Source organism: Luteimonas galliterrae, from assembly GCF_023374055.1.
GTDB classification, from domain to species: Bacteria; Pseudomonadota; Gammaproteobacteria; order Xanthomonadales; family Xanthomonadaceae; genus Luteimonas_C; species Luteimonas_C galliterrae.
The window spans coordinates 1,166,117-1,178,447 of sequence record NZ_JAMBEP010000001.1 but is presented as its reverse complement, the minus strand read 5'-3'; the positions used below and the strand labels follow the sequence as shown (position 1 = coordinate 1,178,447).

Below are 12,331 nucleotides of genomic sequence, written 5' to 3'. Positions count from 1 at the left end.
CTTTGCGAGGGGTGCCGGACCAGTAGACTACGGTTTTATGACGGTCTCGTGACCGTGACTCATTCCATCCAGGGCGAGCTGCGCAGATGGGTGGTGGGTCCATCGAACCGATCGTCTTCCTTGAGCCGGGATCCGCGCTCCAGCACCTCGTCCTTGACGCCCTGCCGGCGCAGTTCCAGCACCGTCGGGGTGATCGCGGCGATGCGGGCGTCGATGCGGGCCCGTGCGTAATAGTCCAGTTCCGGGCGCTTTTTCAGGGTGTTGAGCTGGATCAGAGCCTGTTCCGGCCGCCCGTTCAGATAGGCGGCTTCGGCATAGGCCTCGCCGGCGCGGATAGGGTCGCCGGCGATTTCGCTGGCGCGCGCGAAAGTTTGCTGGAAGACCGGATCATCCCCGGAATTGGCCAGTAGCGGCCGCAGCACGGCCTGGGCCCGTTTGCCCGTCGCGGGCGTATTGCGCTCGCCCAGCACCTTGGCGTAGGTCAGCACGACCGCGCGGTTGTTGGGCATGCGTGCGATCAGGGTTTCGAAGCGCGCTTCGGCGGCCGCGGCATTGCCGCTGCGGGCCTCGGCTTCGGCGATCGCCAGGGTCAGCCACAGATCGCCGGGATGTTTCTGCAGCAGCGGCGTCAGGTCGGCCTGGGCGGCCTTGCCCTGGCCGGCTTCGAGCTTGGCCACCGCCAGGCCGTAACGCTGCGCATCGTTGAGCCCGCTGCCCTGGCCGCGGGCGATGCGGTCGTATTCGGCGATGGCGGCGGCCGGCGTATTGGCGCTGAGCGCGCGCAGGCGCTCGCGCGCCCAATCGAACTGGCCGGTCGCGCCGCGCGCTTGCGCCGTCGGCAGGCGCAGGCTGCCCGGCAGCAGCGGGTTGTTGCTGAGCGTGCCGGTGTCGGCGCTGGCGAGGACGGGTTTGGGCAGCTTGGCGGCGCGGTCGCGCGCTTCGGTGATGCGCAGCGAGGTGACCGGGTGGGTGAGCAGGTAATCCGGCGCGCGGTCGCGGTCGCCGCCCTGGTTGCCGCGGCTGGCGGCCTGCATGCGTTCGAAGAACGAAGCCATGCCATCGGGGTCGTAGCCGGTGCGCGACAAGGTGCGGATGCCGATGCGGTCGGCCTCGGCTTCGTTGCTGCGCGTGTAGTCGATCTGGCGTTGCGCGATCAGGCCCTGCGCCGACATTACCGCGGCCATGGTGGCATCGTCGCTGGAATTGCCGCCGCTGGCCTGCGCCACCGCGATCGCGCCCAGCATCGCCAACAATATCGGCACGCTGTCGCGCTTGGCGCGTTCCACCGCGCGCAGCACGTGCGATTGGGTGACGTGGGCGATTTCGTGCGACAGCACGCCGGCCACTTCGTCCTCGCTGCGCGCGGTCAGCACCAGGCCGGCATTGACGCCTATGTAGCCGCCGAGCGTGGCGAATGCGTTGATCTGGCGGTCGCGCAGCATGAAGAAAGTGAAAGGCTGGCGCGGCTGTTCGCTGTTCGCGGCCAGGCGGCCGCCCATCGACTTGAGCCAGCTGTCGATCAACGGGTCTTCCAGCACATAGCCGTAATGGCGCAGCTGGCTGAGCGTCATCGCGCCGTATTCTTCCTGCTGCGCGGGGCTGATCACCTCGCCGGCGGACGAACCGATGTCCGGCAGCCGCGACTCCTGCGCCGGCGCCAGGCCGCAGGCGAGCAGGAAGGTGAAAGCAGCGGCCAGGGGCAGGATCGGTCGCACGTTGACTCCACGTTGGCGCAACACAGTGTGCAGCAGGATGCCGGGCGCCGTCGTCCACGGCGTGAATCGGGCGTTAACTCCCGGTTTCGCGGGCCGCAGGGGTGGAAAATCGGCGATACGCGACCCATATTGACCGCAGACCCGCCGACAAGTTGCACCGGAGTTCCGTCTTGAGCCAGCAACCCGAAATCACCGTCTACACTTCCGCGATCTGCGCCTACTGCGTCGCCGCCAAGAATTTCCTCAAGAGCAAGGGCTTGAGCTGGAACGAAGTGCGGATCGATACCGACCCGTCCCAGCGCGAGAAGATGATGGCGCTGACCCGCCGCACCACGGTGCCGCAGATCTTCATCGGCCAGACCCACGTCGGCGGATACGACGACATGATGGCGCTGCACCGCGCCGGCAAGCTAGAACCGCTGCTGGCCGGGGCTTCCGAATGAGCGTCGGCGAGCAGGGCGAAAAGGACCGCGTCGCCCGGAGCGAGAGCGACCGAGTAGGCGAGTTCACCGCGTTCCGCAAGCGCATGAACGAGCGCATCCTGGCCGAACCCAACCAAGTGGTGCGGCGCTTCTTCGCGCTGGATACGCAGACCTACCAGGCGGGCGCGCTGGACGTGAAGACCAAGGAGCTGCTCGGCCTGGTGGCATCGCTGGTGCTGCGCTGCGACGATTGCATCAGCTACCACGTCGCGCAGTGCCGGGAAGCCGGCGTGAACCGCGACGAGATGTTCGAGGCGTTCTCGGTGGGCCTGGTGGTCGGCGGCAGCATCGTGATTCCCCACCTGCGCCGCGCAGTGGATTTCCTGGATAGGCTCGAGAGCGGAGCCGGCGGCCCGGCACCGGCGCACGCGCACGACTAGCCGGGCGCGTGCCGCGACCGCGCGCTGCCTGCGGCTTACCGCGTGACTTGCCTGAAGATCGCGTCCACGAGCGTCGCGGCGCGCAACACGCCGAACACCAGTTCGTCCGCGCCGGCGTTGCGCAGCGTTCGCGCCACGCCGGGATCGCTGCTCGGCAAAAGGGCGATCACGCGGGCATGGGGTTGGCGCTGCTTGACTTCGCGCACGATGCGGGCGGCATCCTGATCCATGTTGACCAGGACCACGTCGGGCGGACGCCGCGAGGCCATGCGCAATCCTTCGGCGACATCGTGCGTGGCCATGACGACATCCAGGCTGGCGTAGCGCTGCAGCAGGTTGTGCGCGCCTTCGCGGCGGAACGAGGATTCTTCGAGCACGAGCACGCGGATCGGCCGATCGGCGGCCAGGGAGGGCAGTGCGGACATGGGCGATACCTTTCGCGCGGGGGAGTCCGCAGCATCGCGCGCCGCCCGGCCGCGCCGACACCGCTAAAGCGCATGCTCGGCCGCATCACCGCCGATAGCCGCCGGCCTGCCGTTGGTGGGTGGCCCGATGGGGCTCGCGAAGCGTTTACGACTGCAGCCGGACATGGCTTCGGGCATAATGCGCGGCTATCTTTCCCACGCCGTCGCGCCGTCCGCGCGCGACCGGCCCTGCGCCTGGAACCTGCAAATGACCCCGACGAACGCGGCCAAACAGACCATCACGGTCATCCGTGGCGATGGCATCGGCCCAGAAATCATGGATGCCGCCCTTTATGTGCTCGACGCGATGGATGTCGGCCTGCAGTACGAGGAAGCCGACGCCGGCATGGTGGCGCTGGAGAAGCACGGCGAGCTGTTGCCGGCCGCGACGATGGATTCGATCCGCCGCAACCGCATCGCGCTGAAGAGCCCGCTGACCACGCCGGTCGGCGAAGGCTTCAGCTCGATCAACGTCGAACTGCGCAAGCGCTTCGACCTGTACGCCAACGTGCGCCCGGCCAAGTCGTTCCCGAACACGAAATCGCGTTTTCCCGAAGACGTCGACCTGATCACGGTGCGCGAGAACACCGAAGGCGCCTACATCGGCGAAGGCCAGATGACTTCCGAGGACGGCCAGATCGCAACGCTCACGCAGAAGGTCACGCGAAAGGGCTCCGAGCGCATCGTCCGCTACGCTTTCGACCTGGCGCGCAGCACCGGCCGCAAGAAGGTGACGGTGGTGCACAAGGCCAACATCCTCAAGTCGACCTCGGGCCTGTTCCTGAAGGTGGCGCGCGAAGTGGCCGCGCAGTATCCCGAGATCGAATGCAACGAGATGATCGTCGACAACACCTGCATGCAGCTGGTGATGCGGCCCGAGCAGTTCGACATCATCGTCACCACCAACCTGTTCGGCGACATCATCTCCGATCTGTGCGCCGGCCTGGTCGGCGGCCTGGGCCTGGCGCCGGGCGCCAACATCGGCGCCGATGCGGCGATTTTCGAAGCCGTTCACGGCTCCGCGCCGGACATCGCCGGCAAGGGCATCGCCAATCCCTGCGCGTTGCTGCTGGCGGTGGGGCAGATGCTCGACCATCTGGGCAAGCCGGCCGACGCGACGCGCCTGCGCGCGGCGATCGTCGCCACGCTGGAAGCGAAGGACGCGCTGACGCCGGACCTGGGCGGGCAGGGCAATACCATGTCGTTCGCCAAGGCGATCGCCAGCCGCGTCTGACTCGCGCGGTCCGCTCTTCGTAGGTGCGAATTCATTCGCACGCGCTTCCGACATGAGCAAAAAAAGCGTGCGAATGAATTCGCACCTACGAAAGCCGGGTCAGAGGCAGGCCTGGGCGCGGGTGCTGATCACCAGCACTGCTTCCTGCTGGAAGCGCCGCTTGTATTCCGCTGAAATCTCGGCGATGCGTTTACGGCCATCGGGATCGTCTTCATGCACGATCTCGACCATGCGCGACTCCTCGCGCTCTACCTGGCCACTGGCCCCGCGCCACTGGCCCTGCGTGCGGTAGACGGTCAAGCCGTCGGGGAAACGGGGCGTCACCGTATCGGCCAAAAAAGCCTGCCATTGCGTCTCATCCACCGGGCCGGTAGGAGTGTTCATGCCGAACAGCAGGCGGTCCGAGCGCTTCTCGCTGCATGCAGTGCCGGTCTGAGCGATCGGCTGCAGCGGCGCGCTCGCGCAGCCGGCGAGCGTGCCCAGCAAAACCAGCGAAGACAGCCATCGTGTCATCATATCGGCAAGCCCATTCCTTCAGGATCGGCAGGCTAATCGTGCGGATCATTGTGCGCGCCGCCGGGCCTTCGTGCGGCGCGAGCGCGACGGCGTGGGTCAATCGCCGGCCGTATTTTGGCCCATCCGCCGGTTGAACTGCAGGGCGATGAAGACCGCCAGCGCACAGCCGACCGGATGCGCGATTTCCGTAATCGCGCGCTGTATGGCATTGCCGGCGCCGGGCAGCAACCACAGCGTCAGCAAGTAGGTCACCAAACCCACCAACAAGCCAAGCAGCACGTGCGCTTTCCAACCGCGTTCGTTTTTGGCCAGCCAGAGGATCGCAGCGCCCAACAGGGCGTATTCCGCGCCTTTGATGCCGGCGGCCAGCCATGGCACCGCGCCGCCGGCAGCTTCGCTACCCAGTACTTCGAGCGTGGCTTTGTGCAGCGATCGCGCCAGCAGGAAGGCGATCGGGGCGCCGATCAGGCCGGCCAATCCCGCCAGGCCGCCGGCGCCGCGCGCGACCGCCTGGCCAGCGGCCAGCACCGCGCAGACCAACGACGACCAGGATATTTTCTGGACCGTATCGGCCGCGATCCGGACAGGCTCGGGCAACTGGCCCTGGAAGAGCTGGACGGCGAGCAGCATGCCTTCGATCAACAGGCCAAGGATGATGCCCAACCATGCGCCTCGCAGGAGGCGGGTGACCAGCTCGGGCTCGGGCGTTGCGACGGTTTGGGCAGATGTGGACATGGGCATTCTCGCGGGGGGTTCAGAAGCTACCGGTAGGGGCGGGGGCAAGACACCGCCAAAGTGAAGGGCTGCAATCGGCGGACACCGGCAATAAATACGGATAACTACCGTCGAGACGGCCATCGACCCGCTCAGACCCGCCCTATTCCGTGGCCGCAGGCGCTGGACAGCGGGCTTGCTGCGTCGCACAATCCGTAAAATCTCTTTATGCGGATGAAAGGATGAAGGTCGTCCCCAGCGCCGTTGCGCTGACCCCTCTGCTGCTGTTCCTGGCGCTGTTCTTCGGCGCCGGGCTCTACTACACGGCGCAGGGCGAGGCGATGGGCTTCTATCAGCTGCGCGCACCGGTGGCGATCCTGCCCGCGCTGGCCCTGGCGCTGTGGATCGCGCATCGCCGCGGCGCGAAGGCCATGGACACGATGCTGGGCGGCATCGGCGATTCCAACATCGTGCAGATGTGTCTGATCTTCCTGTTGGCCGGCGCGTTCGCTTACGTCACCAAGCTGATCGGCGCGGTCGACGCGGTGGTGTCGCTGGGCATCGGCGCGCTGCCGGCGGCGTTGATTCTGCCGGGGTTGTTCGTGGTCGCCGGCTTCCTGTCGCTGGCGATCGGCACCTCGATGGGCACGATCGCCGCCGTGGCGCCGATCGCGTTGGGCGTGTCCGAAGCGTCGGGCCTGGACCGCGCGCTGGTGATCGGCGCCGTGCTCGGTGGCGCCACGTTCGGCGATAACTTGTCGGTGATCTCGGACACCGCGATCGCCGCCGCGCGCACGCAGGGCTGCAGCATGCGCGACAAGTTCCGCGAAAACATCAAGATCGCATTGCCGGCGGCGGTGCTGACGATCGCGGTGCTGGCTTTCGTCGGCGAAGCCTCGCCGGTGGAGGCCTACGACGAAGTCTCGGCGTGGCTGGCGCTGCCCTACGCGCTGGTGCTCGTATTGGCGGTGATCGGCTGGGACGTGCTGGTGGTATTGACCATCGGCCTGGTGGTTGCTGGCGTGTTCGGTTTCGCGATGGCGCCCGATTTCGATACCGTCGCCTATGCCGAAGCGATCTACGACGGTTTCGAAAGCGTATTCGAGATCATGCTGCTGGCGCTGCTGATCGGCGGCTTGGGCGCATTGACCAAAGCCAGCGGCGGCCTGTCGTGGATCGCCAAACAGATCGCGCGCATCGCCCGCGGCAATACCGGCCGGCGCACCGGCGAGTGGAGTATCGCCGCGCTGTCTTCGGCGACCGATGTGTTCACCGCCAACAACACCGTAGCGCTGCTGATCAGCGGCGGCCTTGCGCGCGACATCGCCGAGCGCCATGGCGTGCCCGCGGCGCGTTCTGCGAGCCTGCTCGACATCTTCGCCTGCGCCGTGCAGAGCTTGCTCCCGTACGGCGCGCAGATACTGTTGGCGGCGTCGCTGGCGCACCTGTCGCCGATGGCGCTGATCGGCAAGGCGCACTATTGCTGGCTGCTGATCGCGATCACGATCGTGTTCATGCTGTGGCCCGCGCGGCGCGCCGGATGGGCGGCTGCCGATACGCAGCCATGAAAGGGGCGCCGCGGCGCCCTTTCATGGCTACCGAAAAAAGCGATCACGGCTGCACGCAACTGTGCAGTTGCTGAGCCTTGCGTTTGGGGCGGACTACGGGCGGAAGGTTGGGCGCTATGTGCTGCGCAAAGAACTGATTGGCCTGTTCCATCGTCTGCCAGACTTCGAACACGCGCCAGCCGCCGTCTTCCGATTCGTAGGCGCCGTGCATCAGGAAGCCCGGAGCGCGTTTGATCGGCCCGCTGAGCACCTTGAGCATGCCGTCGTAGCCTTCGCGGGTCTGTCCCGGGACGTCGGCGGTGATGAGTACGGTCATCGTTCGATCTCGTTCGTGGGGGAGAGGCGCGTCGAGACGAGCGCCGGCCGCAAATATTCGGCCCCTGCGTCAGAGACGGCGAGATGCGAAGGAAAGGGGAGGAACCCGCCTGTCGGCATGGCAAACCGCCCCCATTCGAGAGGGGCTACGATGCCGAGCAGAAAAAAAGGGCGCCGAAGCGCCCTTTTTGGGAAGCTGTGCCGAGGCTCAGCGCGACTGCAGCTTCGACAGCAGCCGCAGGAATTCGATATACAGCCACACCAGCGTGACCATCAGGCCAAACGCGCCGTACCACTCCATGTACTTCGGCGCGCCTTGCTCGACGCCGTTTTCGATGAAGTCGAAATCCAGCACCAAGTTCAGCGCGGCGATCACCACCACGAACAGGCTGAAGCCGATGCCGACGATGCCGTTCTCGTGGATCATCGGGATGTTGACGCCGAAGAACCCGAGCACGATCGTCGCCAGATAGACCAGGAAGATGCCGCCGGTCGCCGCGACCACGCCCAGCTTGAAGTTCTCGGTGGCCTTGATCAGCCCCGAGCGGTAGGCGAACAGCAGCGCGAACAGCGTGCCGAACGTCAGCAGCACCGCCTGGAACACGATGCCGGGGAAACGCAGCTCGAACATCGCCGAGATCGCGCCCAGGAAGAAGCCTTCCACCAGCGCATACATCGGCGCGGTGATCGGCGCCCAGGTCTTCTTGAAAGTGGTGACCAGCGCCAGGATCAGGCCGCCGATCGCGCCGCCCCAGACGTAGGGGCCGGCGTTGGCGATGCCGGCCTCGCTGCTGACCTGGTTCCAGGCGAACGCTGCGGTGAGCACGCACAGCAGCAGCAACACGCCGGTCTTGTTGACCGTGCCGTTCAGGGTCATGGCGCCGCCGTCGCGGGATACGACGGTGCCGCTGCCCAGGTCGAGGAAGGTCGATTCTTTGAGTGCCGGATTGCCGCTGCGGATCATGGGAACCCCTGTTTTCGGTGAAGGCGGCCGCCCTGGCCGCGTCGGTTCGGAGCATACACTCAGACCTTGTCCGGATGCGCCGTGTTTGACATAGGTGGGGCCGGTTCCGAGAATAGCCAGGTTCGGAGCGCTGGCGCGTTGCGACGGCAAGAACCGACCGACCGTACCGGCGGGGTATAGCGCAGTCTGGTAGCGCGCCTGCTTTGGGAGCAGGATGTCGGGGGTTCGAATCCCTCTACCCCGACCATCCCGGCCCACAGGCCACGGTGTAATGCGACAATCCGGCCCCGAGCGCCCGTAGCTCAACCGGATAGAGCACCGGCCTTCTAAGCCGGCGGTTACAGGTTCGAGTCCTGTCGGGCGCGCCAGAAGCGTTCAAAGCGGTTCAATGGTGGATGTAGCTCAGCTGGTTAGAGCACCGGATTGTGATTCCGGGGGTCGCGGGTTCAAATCCCGTCTTCCACCCCAAACCTTTGCCGCATCGAAGTTTGTTACAATTTCCAGATCGGGCCGTTAGCTCAGTTGGTAGAGCAGTTGACTCTTAATCAATAGGTCCAAGGTTCGAATCCTTGACGGCCCACCAATCCCGGAAGCGCCTGGCGACCCCAGGCGCTTTTTTGTTGGCGGGGCGGGGATCGCCTAAGATGCCGCCGAGCCAGCCGGGCGCCCCGGTCGGACGTTGCGAAAGTGGCGGAATTGGTAGACGCCCTGGTTTTAGGTACCAGTGCCGCAAGGCGTGGGGGTTCGAGTCCCCCCTTTCGCACCACCCCGGGCCGCCGATCAGGTCCCCGGCCCCATAAAAAGTGGCGGCAGGCCGCGTCTTCGGCCAAAATAATCCGTTCGATTGGACCGGATTGGGGCGCCATGGCCAGAAGCCGGCGCAGGCCCGGTCCAAATCCCCAACATCGCGCTGCGGAAACAACCCCGTGGCGGCAGGAGCGCACATGCAGGTCTCGGTCGAAACCATTGGCAATCACGAACGTCGCATCACCTTCCGCCTGCCCGCGGACAGCGTCGACAACCAAGTCGGCGGCCGCCTGCGCGAGATCGCGCGCAGCGCGCGTATCAAGGGCTTCCGCCCGGGCAAGGTGCCGGCCAAGGTGATCGAGCAGCGCTACGGCCAGCAGGTCCGCGCCGAAGTGCTGGACGACCTGCTGCGCAGCGGCTTCGACAACGCCGTGCGCAACGAGTCGTTCCGCATCGCCGGCAACCCGCAGATCGTGCCCAACAAAGAAGCCGCCGAGGGCGAGCTGGAATACGTCGCCACGTTCGAAGTGGTGCCCGATTTCGGCGAGATCGACGTCGCCAAGCTCGAAGTGGTGCGCCATACCTCCGAGGTGGAAGACGTCGACATCGATCGCATGATCGAGAACCTGCGCCTGCAGCGCCGCGAGTGGATACCGGTCGATCGCCCGGCGAAGGAAGGCGATCTGGTCGAGCTGGAAATGTGGTCCGAAGCCGGCGGCGTGCGTTTGCCCGCCGAGGGTGTCGAGAAGGGCAGCACCGTGCTCGGGTCGGGGATGATGTTCGGCGGCCTGGAAGCGGCGCTGCCCGGCATGGCCAGGGGAGAGCAGAAGACCGCCGATGTCGACTTCCCGGCCGATTGGCCGGTGGCGCCGCTGGCCGGCAAGACCGCGCAGATGCACGTCACCGCGTTGAACGTGTCCGAAGCCAAGCTGCCAGAGGTCGATCAGGCCTTCATCCGCAGCTTCGGCGTGAAGAGCGGCGAAATGGACCGCTTCCGTTCCGACATCCGCAGCAACCTGGAGCGCGAGCTGAAGGGCGCATTGATGAACCGGCTGCGCCGCGAAGTCGGCGAGCAACTGGCCGCCGCTTATGCCCACGTCGAAATGCCGCCGCGGCTGGTGGAGAACGAAGCCCGCGCCATGGCTGCCAGCGCCGCCCAACAGGCGGCCCAACAAGGCCAGCGCATCGACCAGGCGCCGGGTCCGTACATGGAAGCCGCACGCAAACGCGTGCTGGTCGGCCTGCTGGTGGGGGAGATCGCGCGCCGCAACGAATTGCGCCTGGAACCCAAGCGGGTCAATGAGACGCTGCGCCTGATCGCCTCCACCTACGAGGAGCCCGAGCAGGTGATCGAGCTGTACCGCAACGACGCGCAACTAATGAACGGGCTGCAGACGCGGGTGATGGAGGAGCAGGTGATCGACTGGATCGCCGAACGCGCCCACCACACCGAGCAAGCGCTGTCGTTCAGCGACGCGATTCGGCAGTAATACGGGACAATCGGAAAAGCACCGTCGTCCCGAGCGTAGTGAGGGATCTGCTTTCTGGATGTTCCAGCAGCAGGTCCCTCGCTGCGCTCGGGATGACGCGTTTTGGAGCGCGCGACCCGCTACCTCCCTCCGCCACTTGCGCTCGGGCCGCTTCGGCCCCAACTTGAGCGCATCTTCCTATTTCTTTCGCCTGGGTGCGACCGCAATGGACAATCGAATCAAAGCCCTGAATCTGGTGCCGATGGTGGTCGAACAGACCAGCCGCGGCGAACGCGCCTACGACATCTACTCGCGGTTGTTGAAGGAGCGGGTGATCTTCCTGGTCGGCGGCATCGACGACCACATGGCCAATGTGATCGTGGCCCAGTTGCTGTTCCTGGAAGCTGACAACCCTGAAAAGGAAATCAGCCTGTACATCAACTCGCCCGGCGGCATCGTCACCGCGGGCATGGCGATCTACGACACCATGCAGTTCATCAAGCCCGACGTCAGCACCATGTGCATCGGCCAGGCCGCCAGCATGGCCGCCACGCTGCTGGCCGCGGGCACCAAGGGCAAGCGTTATGCGCTGCCGAATTCGCGGGTGATGATCCACCAGCCGTTGGGCGGCTTCCAGGGCCAGGCGACGGACATCGACATCCATGCGCGCGAAATCCTGAGCATGCGCCAGCGCCTCAACGAGATCCTGGCCAAGCACACCGGCCAGGCGCTGGAGACGATCGCGCACGACACCGAGCGCGACAACTTCAAGAGCGCAGAAGCCGCGCGTGAATACGGCCTGATCGACCAGGTGCTGGAGCGCCGTTCGGAAGAGTCGATCCAGCCGTCGTGACCCAAAGCCCCTCTCCCATCGGGAGAGGGGTTGGGGGTGAGGGTTCGGCGAAGCGACGAACGCCCGATTGACGTCGCGAACATCGGGATCGCAACTTCGCCGAACCCTCATCCGCCCTTCGGGCACCTTCTCCCGGAGGGAGAAGGAAAAGCGATAAAAAAAGCGCAACAGGAGCCACATGAACGACCGCACCACCGCTTTGAACCTGGTCCCGATGGTGGTCGAACAGACCAGCCGCGGCGAACGCAGCTACGACATCTATTCGCGGCTGCTGAAGGAGCGGGTGATCTTCCTGGTCGGCGAGATCGACGACTACGTGGCCAATGTGGTGATCGCGCAGATGCTGTTCCTGGAATCGGAAAACCCGGAAAAGGACATCAGCCTGTACATCAACAGCCCCGGCGGCGCCGTCACCGCGGGCCTGGCGATGTACGACACCATGCAGTTCATCAAGCCCGACGTCAGCACGATCTGCGTCGGCCAGGCGTCCAGCGCCGGCTCGCTGCTGCTGATGGCCGGCGCCAAGGGCAAGCGTTATTCGCTGCCCAACTCCCGGGTCATGATCCACCAGCCTTCCGGCGGCATGCGCGGGCAGGCCACCGACATCGAAATCCACGCGCGCGAGATCCTGTACCTGCGCGAGCGCCTGAACCAGATCTACGCCGACCACAGCGGCCAGCCGCTGGAGCAGATAGAACGCGACATGGAACGCGACCGTTTCATGAGCGCGGTCCAGGCCCAGGAATACGGCCTGATCGACCATGTCCTGGACCGCCGCGCGGACGACTCGATCCAGGCCGCATGAGGCCGGTCCGGACAGGCTTAACCGGCCCTGGCGCAGGCGCGCCGGGCCTCACTTACCCGGGAACGGGCGCAAGCCGCCCGTCCAGTGCTATTCTCGGGCCGCATA

13 protein-coding genes and 5 tRNA genes are annotated in these 12,331 nt (G+C 65.8%); 12 read left to right on the top strand and 6 right to left on the bottom strand.

Going from position 1 to position 12,331, the window contains the following annotated elements; genetic code table 11:
* Nucleotides 1-59: 59 nt before the first annotated feature.
* The gene (locus M2650_RS05405; RefSeq protein WP_425602503.1) at nucleotides 60-1,715 is read right to left on the bottom strand and encodes a M48 family metalloprotease; all 1,656 of its coding nucleotides are present in this window, start codon (nucleotides 1,713-1,715) and stop codon (nucleotides 60-62) included.
* 170 nt (nucleotides 1,716-1,885) lie between these two features.
* Here M2650_RS05405 and grxC point away from each other — a divergent pair, with 170 nt between their 5' ends.
* Both grxC and M2650_RS05395 read left to right on the top strand, forming a co-directional pair.
* Nucleotides 1,886-2,158, top strand: coding sequence for a glutaredoxin 3 (gene grxC, locus M2650_RS05400; RefSeq protein WP_345779839.1), 273 nt, complete (start codon nucleotides 1,886-1,888; stop codon nucleotides 2,156-2,158).
* A complete protein-coding gene (locus M2650_RS05395; RefSeq protein WP_249472203.1) occupies nucleotides 2,155-2,577 on the top strand; it encodes a carboxymuconolactone decarboxylase family protein in 423 nt (140 codons plus the stop codon). The genes grxC and M2650_RS05395 overlap by 4 nt, the downstream gene beginning before the upstream one ends.
* Nucleotides 2,578-2,612: 35 nt before the next feature.
* Here M2650_RS05395 and M2650_RS05390 read toward each other — a convergent pair whose 3' ends face one another.
* Entirely contained in the window at nucleotides 2,613-3,002 is a 390-nt protein-coding gene (locus M2650_RS05390) for a response regulator (protein ID WP_249472200.1), read from the bottom strand.
* 247 nt (nucleotides 3,003-3,249) lie between these two features.
* Here M2650_RS05390 and M2650_RS05385 point away from each other — a divergent pair, with 247 nt between their 5' ends.
* Nucleotides 3,250-4,275 (top strand): isocitrate dehydrogenase, encoded by a 1,026-nt coding sequence (locus M2650_RS05385; protein WP_249474220.1) that lies wholly within the window; start codon nucleotides 3,250-3,252, stop codon nucleotides 4,273-4,275.
* A 99-nt stretch (nucleotides 4,276-4,374) separates the two neighbouring features.
* On the opposite strand, the gene M2650_RS05380 is transcribed toward M2650_RS05385, so the two are convergent.
* Nucleotides 4,375-4,791, bottom strand: a complete 417-nt coding sequence (locus M2650_RS05380; protein WP_249472197.1) for a DUF3574 domain-containing protein — start codon at nucleotides 4,789-4,791, stop codon at nucleotides 4,375-4,377.
* Nucleotides 4,792-4,887: 96 nt separating this feature from the next.
* Nucleotides 4,888-5,526 (bottom strand): hypothetical protein, encoded by a 639-nt coding sequence (locus M2650_RS05375; protein ID WP_249472194.1) that lies wholly within the window; start codon nucleotides 5,524-5,526, stop codon nucleotides 4,888-4,890.
* A gap of 221 nt (nucleotides 5,527-5,747) precedes the next feature.
* On the opposite strand from M2650_RS05375, the gene M2650_RS05370 reads away from it, so the two are divergent.
* Nucleotides 5,748-7,073 carry a Na+/H+ antiporter NhaC family protein gene (locus tag M2650_RS05370; protein ID WP_249472191.1) on the top strand — a complete coding sequence of 442 codons (1,326 nt, stop codon included), beginning with the start codon at nucleotides 5,748-5,750 and terminating at the stop codon, nucleotides 7,071-7,073.
* Between the two features lie 43 nt (nucleotides 7,074-7,116).
* On the opposite strand, the gene M2650_RS05365 is transcribed toward M2650_RS05370, so the two are convergent.
* Together M2650_RS05365 and M2650_RS05360 are read right to left on the bottom strand one after the other, a co-directional pair.
* Nucleotides 7,117-7,389, bottom strand: coding sequence for a hypothetical protein (locus M2650_RS05365; protein WP_249472188.1), 273 nt, complete (start codon nucleotides 7,387-7,389; stop codon nucleotides 7,117-7,119).
* A 207-nt stretch (nucleotides 7,390-7,596) separates the two neighbouring features.
* Nucleotides 7,597-8,352, bottom strand: a complete 756-nt coding sequence (locus tag M2650_RS05360) for a Bax inhibitor-1/YccA family protein (RefSeq protein ID WP_249472185.1) — start codon at nucleotides 8,350-8,352, stop codon at nucleotides 7,597-7,599.
* 170 nt (nucleotides 8,353-8,522) lie between these two features.
* Here M2650_RS05360 and M2650_RS05355 point away from each other — a divergent pair.
* The 8 genes from M2650_RS05355 to clpP (M2650_RS05320) all read left to right on the top strand — a co-directional run bounded on the left by M2650_RS05355 (nucleotide 8,523) and on the right by clpP (M2650_RS05320) (nucleotide 12,226).
* Nucleotides 8,523-8,599: transfer RNA gene (locus M2650_RS05355), tRNA-Pro, on the top strand.
* A 44-nt stretch (nucleotides 8,600-8,643) separates the two neighbouring features.
* Nucleotides 8,644-8,720: transfer RNA gene (locus tag M2650_RS05350), tRNA-Arg, on the top strand.
* A 23-nt stretch (nucleotides 8,721-8,743) separates the two neighbouring features.
* Nucleotides 8,744-8,820 (top strand) — tRNA-His (locus M2650_RS05345).
* Between the two features lie 39 nt (nucleotides 8,821-8,859).
* Nucleotides 8,860-8,935: transfer RNA gene (locus M2650_RS05340), tRNA-Lys, on the top strand.
* 98 nt (nucleotides 8,936-9,033) lie between these two features.
* A tRNA-Leu gene (locus M2650_RS05335) sits at nucleotides 9,034-9,118 on the top strand.
* Nucleotides 9,119-9,296: 178 nt separating this feature from the next.
* Nucleotides 9,297-10,589, top strand: a complete 1,293-nt coding sequence (tig, locus tag M2650_RS05330) for a trigger factor (RefSeq protein WP_249472182.1) — start codon at nucleotides 9,297-9,299, stop codon at nucleotides 10,587-10,589.
* 205 nt (nucleotides 10,590-10,794) lie between these two features.
* Nucleotides 10,795-11,421 carry an ATP-dependent Clp endopeptidase proteolytic subunit ClpP gene (gene clpP, locus M2650_RS05325; RefSeq protein ID WP_249472179.1) on the top strand — a complete coding sequence of 209 codons (627 nt, stop codon included), beginning with the start codon at nucleotides 10,795-10,797 and terminating at the stop codon, nucleotides 11,419-11,421.
* Nucleotides 11,422-11,599: 178 nt separating this feature from the next.
* Nucleotides 11,600-12,226, top strand: a complete 627-nt coding sequence (gene clpP, locus M2650_RS05320) for an ATP-dependent Clp endopeptidase proteolytic subunit ClpP (RefSeq protein ID WP_249472176.1) — start codon at nucleotides 11,600-11,602, stop codon at nucleotides 12,224-12,226.
* Nucleotides 12,227-12,331 lie beyond the last annotated feature (105 nt).